The sequence below is a fragment of the Aerococcus urinae genome (assembly GCF_001543175.1).
GTDB lineage: Bacteria > Bacillota > Bacilli > Lactobacillales > Aerococcaceae > Aerococcus > Aerococcus urinae.
The window spans coordinates 1,708,056-1,723,139 of the sequence record NZ_CP014161.1; the positions used below are offsets into that span (position 1 = coordinate 1,708,056).

Consider the following 15,084-nt stretch of genomic DNA (forward strand, 5'->3'; position numbering starts at 1 on the left):
AAGCACACCCAAGACTCGACTCTCCCCACCTAGCAAAGCGCGAATTTAAAGGATTCTAAAGAAATAGAGTGCGACAAGCGCATCAGAAGGCAAGACCACTGGAAGAAAAAGACGTAAGAATTCTCAAAAAGGATGAGAGGGCGCCGCTAAAGACTTGAATTGCTGGAGGAAAATACCATAAGCACAGAAAACTGTGCGTTGGAATTTTCTGAAGCAACTTCAAGTCTGGCGCACGAACTCAACTAGAGAATTTGTCGTCATTTTCTGAAGTGGACGCTTGCCTTGCGCTTGGAGCATGTTTGGATAGGATGTGAAAAAGCCTCTACTCCTCTGCTCCCGGCAAGCCTTGCCAGTGACATTGGCTACCGCTAGGGGTCATTTCGACCGCTAGCTGGATGGGTAATTCCTGTTTCAATTCTTCCCGGTGGGAGATGACAGCAATCAAGCGGCCCGAGCGTTGGTGGAGGTCCACCAGGGTATCCAGGGCCTGTTGGAGGGTTTCCGAGTCCAAGGTCCCGAAACCTTCATCAATAAAGAGCATGCCCACATCCACCGTCCCGGCTTCTTCCTGGATCACATCACTGAGTCCCAGGGCTAGAGCAAGCGAGGCTTGGAAACTTTCGCCCCCTGACAGGGAGTGGACGCTGCGTTCGCTAGCCGTATAGGAGTCAAAGACATTGAGGTTGAGCCCCTTGGCCTGATTGCCACCGATCTGGTCTTCCGCTCGTTTAAAGTAGTACTTGCCATTGGTCATTTGGTAGAAACGCTGGTTGGCCCGGTCGACGATCCAATCCAAGTAAATCCCTAAAATATAACGTTGGAAGGAAATCCGCTGGCTCTTGTTGAGCTTCCCATTAGCGACATCCGACAACTTCTTCAAATCGCCAAAGCTCTGGTAGCGGTCTTGGTAGTCCTGCCATAAATCGGTTAGGATGGCCACTTGGTCCTTGAGGCGGATTAAATCTTCCCGCTCCTGACTTAATTGGCTAGCGGCTTGGTCATAGCTTTGGTCGAGCTCGCTTTTTTCCTTTTGGTAAGTGGCTTGGTCTTGATCAATCGCCAAATCCTTTTCTTTTGCCTTTAAGGCCTCCAGCGACTTTTTATAGGCATAGACCTGGTTAGAATAGGCAGATAAGGCTTGACTGATGGCCTGCCAGTCACGGTCACTTTGGTGGAGGGCCTTGACCTGGTCATCACTAAGATCTGAATCTCTCCGAGCTTGGTCTAAACGCTTAGCAATGGCCTTAGACTGTGCTTGGTTTTTCTTGACCGCCGCTTCTTGGTAGTCCCGCTTGGTGGTTAAAACGGCAGCTTTTTCTTTCAGGGCTTGTTCTCTTTGGGCTAAGGTTTGGCCTAAACTTTCTAAATTGGCCTGGTCTGTCTTAAGTGCTTGTTTTTTTTCTTCTAAGGCAACCTGAGACTCTCCAATCAAGAGGGACTGGGTTTGCTTGAGCCGCTCTTTGACTTGGTTTAGATAAGCTTTTTGCCGGTTGACCTGGCCTTCATTTTTAGAAAGTTCCTGCTTGAGGGCTTGCAACTTAGTCTCTTGCTCTTTAACCCTTTCCTTTGCTTCAGCCAGGGCTTCTTGATTAGCCTGGTCTTTTTCCTGTTTCTCTTGGTAGGCAGCGCTGGCTTGGTCATAGGCGTCTTGGGCTTGATCTAAGCGATCTTGCCAGTCCCTAGCGCTAGCCTTAGGATCAAAGTTATATTGTTTGCATAAGTCGGCCCGGCTCTGCTTGTGGTAGTTAAGAGCTTGGCTGGCTGTTTGGTAGGCTTGGCTGGCATCTTGGGCCCGGGCTTCTAATTGGTCCACTTGCGCTTGGTCCAGATGCTCAGCAGAAGTGTCGGCACTGACTTGGGCTGGAGCGGGATGGTCCAAACTTCCGCAGACGGGACAGGGACTATCTGGCCTTAGGTCCTGGGCCATGATCCCCGCCAGATTGCGTTGGTAGGCCTGCTTGGCTTCCAGATAGGCCTGGTTAGCTTTTTGCCAGGTATCTTCCGCCTGGAGAAAGTCCGCCTTCCCCTTTTCAATGGCTTGGTCCCATTTTTTAATCTGGTTCAGTCCTGCCTTTAAATCAGCCAGTTGTCGCCCAGATTCTTTGACCGCTTCCTTTTCTTGGCTCAAACTGTCGGGGTCAAGAATGGCCTGGCTTAATTGTTTCACCTGGGCCTGACCTTTGCTGATGGCTTCTTCTAGACTAGCGACTTGGCCTTGCCCTTTTTGATAGCTGGCCTCTAGGTTTTCTAATTCAGTCTGACCGTCCTGGACTTCCTTTTGGGTGCTTGTATAAGTGGTCCAGTCCTTGAGACCTACTTGGACCCGATCGATCTGTTCTTTAATTTTGGGCAGACGGGCCAAGTTTTCTTTTTGGGCCTCCCATTCCTTATCATAGTCGGCTTGGGCAGCTTGATAATCTTTTTCCTCCTGATCCAGTCGGGCCTGACTTCGGGCCAGGTCCTTGGCCTCTGCTTGAGCCTGGGCTTGGTCTTTTAAAGCCTGGTAAAAAGATAAAGACGCCTGGTAGTTTTGATAGGCCGTTTTTAAATCAGCCATCTGGCTTTGCTTGGCTTCTAGGCGATCTTTTTCCTGGGCCAGGTCAGCCTGAGCGTCAAAGTAGTCTAAGACCTGGCTAAGATGAGTCCGCTTGGTCTCTAGGTTTTCTAACTTCTGCTCAGCTTGCTTGAAGTCTGCCTCTTTAGCCCCTAAGAAATCAGCTAAAATCTCGCCTATCTTGGCCTCTCCTTGGTCTTTTAAGCGACCTTCTAAAAGGGCTTGGTCTTCTGAACTAAGCAAAGTCTTTAAGCGTTCTTGGGCCGCATCATGGTTTTTCTTGAGGCGGTCTAAATCGCTCTTGATCTGGCTGTACTGGTCTTGCAAATAGTCCTGGAAGCGATTAATAGCCCCAGTATGGAAAATATGGGTAAAAATTTCCTCCTTGTCCCGGCTTGAAGCCTCCAGTAGGCGCTTAAACTCGCCCTGGGGCAGCATGACGATTTGGGTAAACTGGGACTTGTCTAAACCAATGGCTGCTTTGAGATAGTTTTCCAATTCGTTCTTCTTACCCGACACCAACTTGCCGTCGATTTTGACTTCCAGCACTTCAGAAGGATAGGCCTTAGACCGCCCTTCCACAGCACCGGGACCAGTTTGTTTGGGTTGGCGGTAGACCTGGTAGTGGTGGCCATCACTATCAAAAGTAAAGCGCACATAGGCCAGGTCCAAGTCCGTGGCAAAACGCGACTTGAGTTCGTTGGCTTCCCGGCTGGACCCCGAGGCACCCCCGTAGAGGGCATAGGTAATGGCGTCAAAGAGAGTGGTCTTGCCCGCCCCGGTATCTCCTGAAATCATAAACAAGCCATAGGGCCGGACCCGGTCAAATTCGATCACGGTCAGGTCCCGGTATGACCCAAAGGCATTCATTTCTAAACGTAAGGGAATCATGGTCCACTTCCTTTCTCACTCAGCTAGTCGTCTTCCTGGTCTTTTTGCGCCGCTAACCAGGCCGTCTCCACTGCTTGACTTTGTGTTTCGGTCAGAGGCTGGCCGAGTGTCTCTTGGTAGAAATCAGCAAAGAGCTCTAAGGGGTCAGCCACTTGGCGACTGAGTTTGTCTTTACTGATCTTTCCCTCGATCTGGGCGCTGACCTGGCCGATATTGACGTATTCCAGGTTCATAATATTGGGATACTTATCCCGCAGGCGGTTCATTCCGTCATGGACCGGCGTCTGGTCAGTCAGTTCAAAATAAATATAGTCCTCCGACTGCCCCGTTAAAGCCTGGTCAAAGCTAGTCTTAATGACACGAACATCGTGTTTGGGCTGAATCATATGCTTGGTGACTTGGATGGACTCCTTGGTTAAGTCAAGCTCCAAGTACTGCTTGTGGTGGTGGGCTTCGGACTTGGAGTATTTGAGGGGACTGCCGCTGTAGCGGACATTTTCCCCCTTGACCCGCTGCGCCCCGTGCAAGTGACCCAGCGCCACATAGTCAAAGGCTTGAAAGACCCGGCTGGGTACATATTCAGTCGTTCCAATAGATAAGGGCCGTTCCGACTCCGATTCTTCCAGGTCCGCCCCAGCTTCTTCCAAGCTAGACGAAGTCACATAACCATGGTAGACAATCAGGTTGAGACGGTCAGGATCAAAAGCTTCCTGGTCAGTGATAGCTTGAACCTGTTTGGCTGCGGCCTTTTCCAAGCTGTCAATACTTGGATCCTGGTAGAGCTCACGGATGACCTGGTAGTCGGCATAGGGGAGGAGGTAGACCCGGGCCCCTGGTAAATCGACGTGTTGAGGAACTTTTTGCGGCAGGCCCGCCAGGTGGACATTTTGCCGCTCATAGGCCCTAGCCCCATAAGCAATCCGTTCGCCAGCATCGTGGTTACCAGCAATAATGGCCACGGGGCAAGCTAATTCCACCATCAATCGGTCGATCAGGTCATTAGCCAAGCGGACACTATCGCGGCTGGGAAGCGACCGATCGTAAAAGTCGCCCGCAATAATGACTAGGTCCGGCACAAGGGCCTTAAACTCGTCAATTAGCTGGTGGAGGACCACTTCCTGGTCAGCCAACATGGACCGGTCATTGACAATCTTTCCAATATGCCAGTCGGAAGTATGGATAATTTTCATAGGGTCAACTCCTTATAATAGTATTTAAATTGATAATTAGTCTTGAAGAGCATTCGTTCTGCTTTTGAAATTTGGTCCTTGAAAAGCCATGGCACCGGTTCAAGCAGCTATAGCTCTTGGAGCAAAGCGACTTAGAGATATAGTTCAAGGTTGCGTATGCAACGTTGCTACTCTTTTCTTCTCTCACCTAGTGAGACTCAAATGGCTCGTAAGGCGGCGCGCCAACGATCCAGCTACGCATACTGAATCCGTAACTCGCTTTGCTTCGAACGGCTTCAGCATAATTCGCTTCACTTGCTTGTTCATGGCTAAGGACCAATTTCAAAGCGCCACTACTGCTCACAGCTATTTAACAAAACACACTTCTACCATAACTATCCCTAAAAAAATAGGATAACCGCCTTTATAAAAACCAAGCTCCCCACTTGGAGAGCTTGTCTACTTGATAAAATGTGCTTATTTCTTCTTCAGTAATGGCTTGAGATATTGGCCGGTATAAGAATCCTTATTTTTAGCCACTTTTTCAGGGGTTCCGGTGGCGACAATGGTGCCGCCGCCGTCTCCGCCTTCTGGTCCCAAGTCGACAATATAGTCGGCGGTCTTAATCACATCTAAGTTGTGTTCGATGACTAAGACGGTATTGCCCTCGTCCACCAAACGTTGGAGAACGCCAATCAGTCGCTTGATGTCGTGGCTGTGGAGACCCGTCGTGGGCTCATCTAAGATATAGATGGTATTGCCACTAGCTACCCTTTGCAGTTCACTGGCCAGTTTCATCCGTTGGGCTTCCCCACCAGACAGGGAGGGCGCGGGTTGACCCAAGGCCACATAGCCTAGGCCCACGTCAGCGATGGCTTGGAGCTTGCGGTGGATTTTCGGGATGGATTGGAAGAATTCCAAGGCTTCGTCCACCCGCATGTCTAGAACTTCGGCAATATTCTTGCCCTTGTAGTGGACTTCCAGGGTCTCAGCATTGTAACGGGTCCCCTTGCAGACTTCACAAGGCACGTAAATATCCGGCAGGAAGTTCATCTCTACCTTGACAATCCCGTCCCCCTTGCAGGCTTCACAACGACCACCCTTGACGTTAAAGGAAAAGCGGCCCTTCTTATAGCCCCGCAATTTAGCCTCATTAGTTTGGGCAAAGAGGTCACGGATATCGTCAAAGACTGAAGTATAAGTAGCTGGGTTAGAACGTGGGGTCCGGCCGATCGGACTTTGGTCAATATCGATCACCTTGTCCAGGGATTCATAACCTTCAATAGCCTTGACCTTGCCAGGAACCACTTGGGCCCGGTTGAGATGGCGGAGTAAGTACTTCTTGACCACTTCATTAACCAGGCTGGACTTCCCGGAACCGGATACCCCAGTTATCAGGTTAAAACAGCCCAGCGGAAACTTGACGTCAACATCTTTTAGGTTGTTAGCCGCGGCGCCCTTAACTTCCAGCCAACCCTTGTCAGTCTTGCGCCGTTTTTTAGGCACTTCAATAGCTTGTTTACCGGATAAATATTGGCCAGTCAGGGAATCAGGGTCTTGGGCGACCTCTTCTGGAGTTCCCGCTGAAACCACTTCTCCCCCATGGGCTCCGGCGCCTGGCCCCATATCGATCAGGTAATCGGCCTGGCGCATGGTGTCCTCATCGTGTTCCACCACAATCAGGGTATTACCCAAGTCGCGCATCCGTTTCAAGGACCGGATCAAGCGGTCATTATCGCGTTGGTGGAGGCCAATGGAAGGTTCGTCCAGGACATACATGATCCCAGACAGGTTGGACCCAATTTGCGTGGCCAGCCGAATCCGTTGGGCCTCTCCACCCGATAGCGAGCCAGCATTACGGTCCAAGGTCAAATAATCCAGGCCCACTTCATCCAGGAAGCCTAACCGGGCATGGAGTTCTTCCATAATGGGACGGGCAATCTTTTCGTCTTGGTCTTCTAGATCCAGGTCCTTAAAGAATTCGATGACTTGGCCAATGGCTTTTTCTGTCACTTCGGCGATATCCAAGCCTTCCACCTTGACCGCCAAGGCCCGTTCATTGAGCCGTTTACCGTGACACTTAGGACAAGGCAGTTCCGCCATATATTGGCGCATGCTTTCCCGGATCATATTAGATGAAGAATTGTGGTAGCGGCGTTCGACGTTGTTGGCCACCCCTTCAAAAGTCATATCCTTATCGGTGACATTACCAAACTCATTTTGATAGTTAAAGTGGAATCTTTGGTCACCAGACCCATAGAGGAGCAGGTTTTGTTGGTCTTCACTGAGTTCTTCAAAGGGCTTGTCTTGGGGAATATCAAAGGCCTGGCAAGCTTGGTCCAAAAGGGCCGGATAATAGCCGGAAGCCTTATTATACCAAGGTACCAAGGCCCCCTCTTCTAGCGACTTGGTCTTGTCGGGGACTACAATATCGACGTCCACCTTCATCTTGGAACCAATCCCGTCACACTCTGGACAGCGGCCAAATGGCGCGTTGAAGGAGAAGAGCCGGGGTTCCAGTTCCCCCACCGTGAAACCACAAAGGGGACAAGCATAGTGTTCGGAGAAGAGAATTTCTTCCCCGCCAATAATATCGACCAAGGCATAACCTTCAGTCAGACGCAGGGCGGTTTCTAGGGAGTCTGCTAAACGCGCCCGGATGCCTTCCTTAATCACCAAACGGTCAATGACCACATCAATGTCATGTTTTTTGTTCTTATTGAGTTCCGGCAGGTCCTCCACGTCATACATCTCACCGTCGATACGGACGCGGACATAGCCTTGTTGTTGGACCTTTTCCAGGAGCTTCTTGTGTTGGCCCTTCTTACCATAAACGATGGGCGCCAGGATCTGGATCCGAGTCCGCTCTTCTAAATTCTTGACCCGGTCAATCATCTGGTCGATGGACTGACTTTGGATCTTGGTCCCGTCATTAGGACAAATTGGGTGACCCACCCGGGCAAAAAGTAAACGCAGATAGTCATTGACTTCGGTAATGGTTCCCACGGTGGAACGCGGGTTACGGTTGGTGGTCTTTTGGTCAATGGAAATCGCCGGACTCAAACCATCAATGGAATCGACATCCGCCTTCTTAATATTGCCCAAGAATTGACGGGCAAAAGCTGACAGGGATTCCACATAACGGCGCTGACCCTCGGCATAGAGGGTGTCAAAGGCCAGGGAAGACTTACCTGATCCGGATAGACCGGTAATCACCACCATTTGGTTACGGGGAATGGTCACATCAATATCTTTTAAATTATGAGAGCGTGCACCACGCACGACAATTTCTTCTTTCAAATCGGTCACTTCCTTAATTGAGCAAAAAGGCAGCTTAAAGCTTTTCCCTTTCACTCCTTACTCTGATACAAACTGGTGTTCTGGTAATAGTTTACCATAAATCAAGTCCCAGACCTAGGAAAGCCATCTCAGCAGCACGGTCGGGATTGCACCCCTCATTATAACCAGCCAAGAGACGGAATTAAAGCAAAGGACTCTCTTGTATCTCCTAGATGACCTGATCTATTCTATTTCTTCCAAAATTCCGAAATCAGCTCAGCTAATACTTTGGGATTGTCGACATTGACTTCATGGCCTGCATTTTTTATTAGATTAAGTTCACTATTTTTAATCTGGGCATGAAAATGTCGACTACTCTTGAGATTAAATCGATCTTTTTCTCCACAGATTAATAAGGTCTTACAATCTACTTGTTCTAAATTTGTAGCTATGTTTAAATCCTTCGTTGAGGCTATCAAGCTAACGAATTCATCCTTGGCTAGACCTAATTTTTCAAAAGTTCTTTTGGGCATGAGCCTAAAGATCATTGCCTGGATGTCCATGAGTAATTTGGGAATTTTGTAGGGAACCCCGATTAAAATTAAGGAATTGACCTTGTTAGGGTAATTTTTGGCATAATCTAAAGCCAGTAGTCCCCCTAAAGAAAGGCCACACAAGTTGACCTTGCTATCATAATGATTGATGTGAGTTTCAAACTGATTATAAAGATTTTGGTAAGTGTAGCGGTCATTTTTGACTAATTCAAAGAGATTGGGACAGTGAACCGCCAAATTTTCTTCACCCAAATGCCCTTTCACTGGGTCCCAACTTGTATGGTCTTGGCCTAAACCATGAATTAAAATATTTTTCATCTATCGCCCTCCGTAAATTTGTTTGTAAGTATTATATAATCTATTATTTCATATCAGCTAACAAAACCAAATATAGACTTAAAATCGGCCTTATTACCTATGACAATTGTTATATTTATTGCTTTAATATAAGTAATAAACACAAGAAGGTAGAGGATTATGACTAAAGTATTATCCGCTAGATTAATCAAAATTGGTAATAGTCAAGCGATTATTTTAAGTAAAACTGCTTCCGAACTCGCAAACTTTCACGTGGGTGAGCCTGGGACTTTTGTCACACTCTTTAGGACGCTTAATCCCAACATCTACCATGATTTATCTTTTTCTTCTCATTTTTAATCCATTTCAACAATATCGGCTGCGCCCATGCCACCACAAAAAAGCCGCTGACTTTCGCCAGCGACTCTAGTGAATTTGACTGCTGTCACAGTCTATTTAAAACGTGTTCCAGTCACACTCTACTCAAACGTGTTCCAGTCACAGGACGACCGTCCGCTTCACACAGGGTGTGAGACTTGGCGCCTAGACTTGGATGATTGGAGCAAGTCAGAATAAAAGCGAAACATTCGCTTGTTTCTGACTTGTGAAATCACTCCAAGTCTGCCAAGTCAAACCCAACTAAAAACTGGTAACGCTCAGACTAGTTGAGTTCGTACGCCAGACTTGAAGTTGCTTCAGAAAATTCCAACGCTCAGACTAGCTGAGCTTATGGTATTTTCCTCCAGCAATTCAAGTCTTTTGACGGCGTACTCACATCCTTATAACTGAGCTTATACCAGTTTTCTCCAGCGATTTCGTCCTTTATTGTGACTGTCACACTCTACTTCTCTTTCTTAATCCCGTAAGAATCAACTAATTCAACGGTCCGTTCTTCCCCTTCGTGGAGGTTACCGCTCATTTCATAGAATTCGATTAAGAATTCATCTTCGGTGACGGTGTAAACCGCGAAGTTTTGGTTTTGGGATTGACGGAAGTTTTCGTGTTTGTGGTCGAATTTTGGTGATTCGTCGGGTTGTTTAGCCACATCGAAGAGACCGTTCCAGAGCTCAACATCATCTTCAGTCATCCAGTCTAATTTAGGACGGACTTTGTGAACATGGTCAGCCCCCTTCATGTAGATGGCATCATAGGCCTTAGTTCCTGAGGTATTCGGGATGATGTAGGTCACGCCTTCTGGGTTCACGTGGTATTCCACCCCATCTTTTTCGACTTTTTCGGTGTCTTCAACTTCCCCATAAGAGAAGTTATCGGAGGTGTAAACCAGGGACTTAGTCCGGGTTAAGTTGTGGTCGTGACCTTGGAGAACCACATCAACATCGAGTTCGTCCGCTAATTTAGCGAATTCTTCCCGGGTCACTTGAACGTCCTCATCTTGGAGGGCGTGGTAGGAAGCTGAGTAAATGGGTTTGTGGTAGGCCAGGATGATCCAGTTAGCTCCTGCATCACGGGCTGCTTGGATATCTTGCTTGGCCCATTCCATTTGTTCCTTACCGATAGCGCCTTGTTCAGGATTATCTTCCGATTCCTTATTGTCGTTGGTGTTTAAGACCACAAAGTGAGCGCCGTTGTAGTCGTAGGAATAGTAGGAGCCCCCGGTCATAGCATCGTTAGTAATTGGCACATTGGTATGTTCGTTGAAGGCGGTTAAGTCCTTTTCATCCCCTAGAACCGTGTATTCATCGTGGTTACCTGGGGTGTAGGCATGAGGTAAGTGGAGGTTTTGGTCTTGAGACATATCCAAGTTGTCTACCCACTCATCTTCCACTTCGGCCACTTCAACAAAGTCCCCAGTATGGAGGGCAAAGTCTGCGTCTGGCGCAACTTCTAGGGCATGGGCTAAAGTATCGGCCCCGTAAGCGGCCTCGTTATTGACATTAGCATTCCAATAAGCATTCTGGGTATCGGTATAGTGGATAAATTGGAAAGGCTCGCCCTTTTCACCGGAAGTTCTAAAGGATCCAGTCTTAGAATAGCCCCCCTCGTCAGAACCGACTTGGTAGTAGTATTGGGTGTCGGGTTCGAGGTCATCGGCCTCTGCCTTATAGGAGTATTCTGTCACATCTTGGAGTTCCAAGTAACCTAAGGAGCTCCCTTCAGAAGTCCATTCGGTATTGTCTGGTGTAATTTGTTCGTCGGTGAAGTAACCTTCAACTTCTTTTGGTGCACCATTCTCGTCAACAATGAAATTACCCTCGTCATCTTTTTTCGCCGCCGCATAGATATAGTAGCCATCCTTGTCGCGCTCGGCATATTCAGAAGTCACTTCGGTCGCTTCTGCAGCAAATTCAACTGGATCGGACATATCTTCAGATTTGGACACTTTCACCTTGGCATCTGGCATTTTGTCGGTGGTATACCAGTTAAAGCCCATGGCATCCGTGGTTTCTTCCAGGAGGTTGGTGGCAATCCGGTTAGGTTCATTATTGACAGGAACCGGTGCCACTTCAGGTTTATCGTCTTGGAGTTCGATTAAATCTAAGCCATTCTCTTCCCCATAGACTGGGTCAACTTCCTCGGACCCTTTACCTTCTTTAGAATCCTTGGATTCCTTAGCGCTTTCTTGCGAACTATTATCCCCTGAAGCCACGCTCTCTTCAACTGCACTATCGGCCGAAGCATTATCGCTGTTGTCATTCGTTTCGGCGCAGGCTCCCAAGACAAAAATCGAAGTCAGCAAGAGCCCCACTTTCTTAATACGATCATCCCAATGCATACGGTCTGTATCTCCTTTCAAAATATCATTTTTACTTTAAGTAAATCCAACTTGCCCTCACTATAGCAAAGCATTGTAAAAAATCTGTAAATTTACCGTAAGTTTTAAGTAAAAGTGAAATTTTGGTGAGAAAAGCGAATAATACTAACTATTTTTAAAATAAAGTTCATTATTTACTAATCATTGAGATAATAAAAAGCCTATAACCTTTCGTCATAGACTCTTTAAAATAGATACTTCAGCTAAAATTTTTATTTATAAATATCTCCGCGACTTCCGATATTCAAAATTTCAATACCTTCATCCATCTCAGTAAAAAGAATGCGATATTTACCTACTCGCAAACGCTTTAAATTGTCATAGTCAGCCATATTTTTAATATCACCTTTTGGAATCCGATAAATAGCTGTAATAAGACGATCTTGATCGATTTTACTTTGTTTTTTGAGAAACTTCAGGGCCTTTTTCTTAAAAATAAAGTCTTGCATGGCTATAGGGCTAATCTTTTACGCAAATCAGATTCACTTAAGCTCTCTCCAGAATCCTCTTCATCCACCTCATTAATTAAATCACGATAAAAATGATCGACAATGACCTGGCCTTTTTCGTCATAGAGGTCTTGATCAGCGGTTTTTAGATAGTCAATCAAAGTAAGAAGATTCTGCAGCTGCCCTTCATCTAAATGATTTAATTCATTTTTAACCTTATCTAGAGTAGTCATGGAATCACTCCTTAATTATCAATAATTCGCTTATTCAATCATAAAACTTTCCTCCTCATTATAACATAGTGCACCGATTAATCGATAATATGAGATGAGCAAGAATTGACTTTCTAACTATTGTGCAATGCAAGCTAGTGTGCTATACTTTACTTGAAGAGGTACTAGGCATTGCAAGATACTAATTGAATTAAAATAGTGAGGGGAGTTGTCCATGTGAACAGTCAATTGAAAAAAGGCGTTTTGGAAATGCTGGTCCTCCAGCAGTTACGAGAGCGGGATTGCTATGGCTATGAATTGGTTCAAGAAATCTCAGAACACATCGCGATTTCTGAAGGCACCATCTACCCACTCCTACGCCGACTCAACAAAGAAGCCCTGGTAACAACTTATCTGAAGGAATCCGAATCAGGTCCGCCCCGGAAGTACTACAAAATTTCCAGCCAGGGTTTGGCCACGCTCCAAGAACAGATCGCGGAATGGCAAACTTTCGTCCAAAGAGTCAATGCCATCCTTGAAGGAGGTTAGCTCATGAAAAAAGAAGAATTTATTGACTTACTACGTTTCTACTTACATAAACTGCCCAATTCAGTCATTAATGATATCCTGAGTGACTACCAGGAACATTTCCAAATCGCTCTCAACCAAGGCAAGTCGGAAGAAGAAATCTGCCAGGAACTGGGGAGTCCCAAACAAATCGCCAAGGAATACTTAGACAATGAGCGGGTCTTTATCGATGAACGGCCAGCAAAAGAGCCCACTAGCCACAAGACCCGGCGCAATCTTTTAATCGCCCTCTTGGTGATCGTCTGCCTGCCCTTGATTTTGGGTGTACTCTTAGGCTTAGGCGGAGGAGTTCTGGGACTACTCACCGGCTTTCTGGCCCTGGTTTTTACCATTTTTGTGGTCGCTATCACCCTGCTAGCCAGCCTGGTCAATCCCCAAGCCTTTATCAGTGGCCCCATCCAACTGGGCTTATTGAATACGCTCCATCCCTTAACCAAGGTTTTTGCGGTAATCTTCTGCTTCTGTATGGTGATTATCCTGATCTACCTCATCTTCCGGTTGATCAAGGGTTGCTGGAATATGATCAAGAAAACTTGGTATGCCATTCAATGGCGGCGCAAACGAGGTGATTACTAATGAAAAAACAAAGGAATACAGTCGTTCGTAGCATCTGGACCCTCTGTGGGGTCGCTTTCCTAGCACTAGTTTTGGGCTTCATGTCCTTCTTCTACTTTGACTATGACCATATCGTCAGTGAAATCCAAGCCTACCAGGTCGAACAAAACGCTGACCACCGGCAATTGGTCTATGAAAAGAACTTTGACCAAAGCTTTGACCTGATGGAAATCGACATTAGGGACCACAGTGAAATTGAAATCATCCCTGCCGATAGCTATTCCATCAAGATCTGGGACGTTAAAGGCGAGGACTTGGATAATGACGAAATTCCTAATGATACCAAGTTCTTCGATATTCAAGCCGATGGGGCCTTCTTAAAAATTAATGAGAAGATTCTTGGTACCGGTCAATTCCGCCGCCACCCTATCCGGATTCAAATTGCCGGACCGGACTTCACGCAAAGCCGTCTCAACGCCAGCGGGAACTATGCTGACCTCAGTCTCAACCAAGCCCTCAAAGACCTCTATTGGGAAGTTTATGACGGCCAAGTCACCATCAAGAGCCCATCCACCTTCCCTATGACCTTTAGCGGCGACGATGTGGCTGTGGATATGACGGTCGACGAGGCCAATGCGACCTTATCCTTCAACCACGGTTATTCCCAAGCAACCATTAATGGGCGAAGCCTGGAAATCCCAGTCAATCAAGACCTTGACGACTTGGCCACTGAAGAAAGCACCAGTCAGCCTAGCGAACCCGAACCCTTTATCCATCAAATTGGTGAGGGGCGTGACCCTATCCACTTTAATGGCGAAAACAATACAGTAAGCGTCCGCTATCCAGAAAATTAAATCCCCAGAGAAGAAAACAAGCCCAGGAGTTGATCAAAAGCTCCCGGGCTTGTTTTTTTAGTTGGTGGTTAATTATTGTTGTAGTAGTCACCTTTTTTCATGTCGTTAAAAATCACGTGGACATGGTCTTTAGGCGTCTTGGCGTGCTTAGAAATACTTTCGGTGATCTCCTTAGCAATGGCCGCCTTGACTTCCTGGGACCGTCCTTCGATAAGTTGAATGTTTACAACCGGCATAGGTAAAACCTCCTCCTAAGAATTTAATTTAAATTATACCTTAAAAAAAGAGGAGCGATCAATCTGAGAAATTGATTATTGACTATATTTTTAGCTAATAAAGCAGGTAGTATTGTTTATAATCCTAAATATTTAGAGAATAAATAATCAGCGACTTCTTTAGAAATTTCTTTATCCCACATGGCCGAATTAATGGACCCATAGAGTTCACAGGCAATTTCACCAATAAAAGGCCCTTCCACTTCTTGTTCATGAAGAAGGTCACGAATATCTTTTTCAATATATGTTGGTAATGTTTTTAAATCAAGTTTCATCCGAGTCCCCCTTATCTAAAAAATTTAGTGCTCAAATCTATTAACAATTATAGCATATTAAGATAAAGACTCACTATTCTAAAAGCGATCTACCTAGGGAGAACCACTCGGCAGATCGCTTCGATTTTAAGACTATTAGACATTCTTATTTTGCTAAAACATGCACCCGTCGCACTCTATTAAAACCTGCTCCAGGTGCAGATCGATCTCCACTTCAGAAATATTTGGCAATCCTTTTCAAGGATTTCCGCATATTTCTTCCAGCGTTTCGCTTTTTTGTCATCAGCTCGCACTCTATAGTTGAGCTCGGTCGCCAGTCTTGAAGTCGCTTCAGAAAATTCCAAGGTACAGTTTCCTGT

Annotated in this window: 13 protein-coding genes; 4 read left to right on the plus strand and 9 right to left on the minus strand. The window is 46.5% G+C overall.

Annotation, left to right across the window (positions count from 1 at the left end; genetic code table 11):
• Positions 1 to 322 precede the first annotated feature (322 nt).
• The 4 genes from AWM73_RS07775 to AWM73_RS07790 all read right to left on the minus strand — a co-directional run bounded on the left by AWM73_RS07775 (position 323) and on the right by AWM73_RS07790 (position 8,765).
• Positions 323 to 3,445, minus strand: coding sequence for an AAA family ATPase (locus AWM73_RS07775; protein WP_060778809.1), 3,123 nt, complete (start codon positions 3,443 to 3,445; stop codon positions 323 to 325).
• 23 nt (positions 3,446 to 3,468) lie between these two features.
• Positions 3,469 to 4,635, minus strand: a complete 1,167-nt coding sequence (locus AWM73_RS07780) for an exonuclease SbcCD subunit D (protein ID WP_060778810.1) — start codon at positions 4,633 to 4,635, stop codon at positions 3,469 to 3,471.
• A 456-nt stretch (positions 4,636 to 5,091) separates the two neighbouring features.
• Positions 5,092 to 7,914 carry an excinuclease ABC subunit UvrA gene (gene uvrA, locus AWM73_RS07785; RefSeq protein ID WP_060778811.1) on the minus strand — a complete coding sequence of 941 codons (2,823 nt, stop codon included), beginning with the start codon at positions 7,912 to 7,914 and terminating at the stop codon, positions 5,092 to 5,094.
• A gap of 227 nt (positions 7,915 to 8,141) precedes the next feature.
• On the minus strand, positions 8,142 to 8,765 hold the full coding sequence (locus AWM73_RS07790) for an alpha/beta fold hydrolase (RefSeq protein WP_060778812.1): 624 nt from the start codon (positions 8,763 to 8,765) through the stop codon (positions 8,142 to 8,144).
• A gap of 159 nt (positions 8,766 to 8,924) precedes the next feature.
• Between AWM73_RS07790 and AWM73_RS07795 the strand changes: the two genes are divergently transcribed.
• Positions 8,925 to 9,104, plus strand: a complete 180-nt coding sequence (locus AWM73_RS07795; RefSeq protein ID WP_060778813.1) for a hypothetical protein — start codon at positions 8,925 to 8,927, stop codon at positions 9,102 to 9,104.
• 481 nt (positions 9,105 to 9,585) lie between these two features.
• Here the strand turns inward: AWM73_RS07795 and AWM73_RS07800 are convergent, their stop codons facing one another.
• The 3 genes from AWM73_RS07800 to AWM73_RS07810 all read right to left on the minus strand — a co-directional run bounded on the left by AWM73_RS07800 (position 9,586) and on the right by AWM73_RS07810 (position 12,199).
• A complete protein-coding gene (locus tag AWM73_RS07800; RefSeq protein WP_060778814.1) occupies positions 9,586 to 11,478 on the minus strand; it encodes a purple acid phosphatase family protein in 1,893 nt (630 codons plus the stop codon).
• Between the two features lie 251 nt (positions 11,479 to 11,729).
• On the minus strand, positions 11,730 to 11,966 hold the full coding sequence (locus tag AWM73_RS07805) for a type II toxin-antitoxin system RelE family toxin (RefSeq protein ID WP_060778815.1): 237 nt from the start codon (positions 11,964 to 11,966) through the stop codon (positions 11,730 to 11,732).
• Between the two features lie 2 nt (positions 11,967 to 11,968).
• Complete coding sequence (locus tag AWM73_RS07810) at positions 11,969 to 12,199, minus strand: hypothetical protein (RefSeq protein ID WP_060778816.1); 231 nt, start codon at positions 12,197 to 12,199, stop codon at positions 11,969 to 11,971.
• 216 nt (positions 12,200 to 12,415) lie between these two features.
• On the opposite strand from AWM73_RS07810, the gene AWM73_RS07815 reads away from it, so the two are divergent.
• Genes AWM73_RS07815 through AWM73_RS07825 form a run of 3 tightly spaced genes read left to right on the plus strand, consistent with a single transcriptional unit; the run spans position 12,416 to position 14,175 of the window.
• Positions 12,416 to 12,727: a PadR family transcriptional regulator gene (locus tag AWM73_RS07815; protein ID WP_013669698.1), complete on the plus strand. Its 312-nt coding sequence runs from the start codon at positions 12,416 to 12,418 to the stop codon at positions 12,725 to 12,727.
• Between the two features lie 3 nt (positions 12,728 to 12,730).
• On the plus strand, positions 12,731 to 13,342 hold the full coding sequence (locus AWM73_RS07820) for a DUF1700 domain-containing protein (RefSeq protein ID WP_060778817.1): 612 nt from the start codon (positions 12,731 to 12,733) through the stop codon (positions 13,340 to 13,342).
• The gene (locus AWM73_RS07825) at positions 13,342 to 14,175 is read left to right on the plus strand and encodes a hypothetical protein (RefSeq protein WP_060778818.1); all 834 of its coding nucleotides are present in this window, start codon (positions 13,342 to 13,344) and stop codon (positions 14,173 to 14,175) included. The genes AWM73_RS07820 and AWM73_RS07825 overlap by 1 nt, the downstream gene beginning before the upstream one ends.
• A gap of 68 nt (positions 14,176 to 14,243) precedes the next feature.
• Here the strand turns inward: AWM73_RS07825 and AWM73_RS07830 are convergent, their stop codons facing one another.
• A complete protein-coding gene (locus AWM73_RS07830; RefSeq protein WP_013669234.1) occupies positions 14,244 to 14,411 on the minus strand; it encodes a 2-hydroxymuconate tautomerase in 168 nt (55 codons plus the stop codon).
• 116 nt (positions 14,412 to 14,527) lie between these two features.
• On the minus strand, positions 14,528 to 14,725 hold the full coding sequence (locus tag AWM73_RS07835) for a hypothetical protein (RefSeq protein WP_060778819.1): 198 nt from the start codon (positions 14,723 to 14,725) through the stop codon (positions 14,528 to 14,530).
• Positions 14,726 to 15,084 lie beyond the last annotated feature (359 nt).

What these genes read in the sequence shown, in the direction of transcription:
- AWM73_RS07800 (WP_060778814.1), bottom strand. Translation starts at nt 11,478, where the DNA reads ATGCATTGGGATGATCGTATTAAGAAAGTGGGGCTCTTGCTGACTTCG.
- AWM73_RS07805 (WP_060778815.1), bottom strand. Translation starts at nt 11,966, where the DNA reads ATGCAAGACTTTATTTTTAAGAAAAAGGCCCTGAAGTTTCTCAAAAAA.
- AWM73_RS07830 (WP_013669234.1), bottom strand. Translation starts at nt 14,411, where the DNA reads ATGCCGGTTGTAAACATTCAACTTATCGAAGGACGGTCCCAGGAAGTC.
- AWM73_RS07775 (WP_060778809.1), bottom strand. Translation starts at nt 3,445, where the DNA reads ATGATTCCCTTACGTTTAGAAATGAATGCCTTTGGGTCATACCGGGAC.
- AWM73_RS07825 (WP_060778818.1), top strand. Translation starts at nt 13,342, where the DNA reads ATGAAAAAACAAAGGAATACAGTCGTTCGTAGCATCTGGACCCTCTGT.
- AWM73_RS07780 (WP_060778810.1), bottom strand. Translation starts at nt 4,635, where the DNA reads ATGAAAATTATCCATACTTCCGACTGGCATATTGGAAAGATTGTCAAT.
- AWM73_RS07795 (WP_060778813.1), top strand. Translation starts at nt 8,925, where the DNA reads ATGACTAAAGTATTATCCGCTAGATTAATCAAAATTGGTAATAGTCAA.
- AWM73_RS07835 (WP_060778819.1), bottom strand. Translation starts at nt 14,725, where the DNA reads ATGAAACTTGATTTAAAAACATTACCAACATATATTGAAAAAGATATT.
- AWM73_RS07810 (WP_060778816.1), bottom strand. Translation starts at nt 12,199, where the DNA reads ATGACTACTCTAGATAAGGTTAAAAATGAATTAAATCATTTAGATGAA.
- AWM73_RS07820 (WP_060778817.1), top strand. Translation starts at nt 12,731, where the DNA reads ATGAAAAAAGAAGAATTTATTGACTTACTACGTTTCTACTTACATAAA.
- AWM73_RS07790 (WP_060778812.1), bottom strand. Translation starts at nt 8,765, where the DNA reads ATGAAAAATATTTTAATTCATGGTTTAGGCCAAGACCATACAAGTTGG.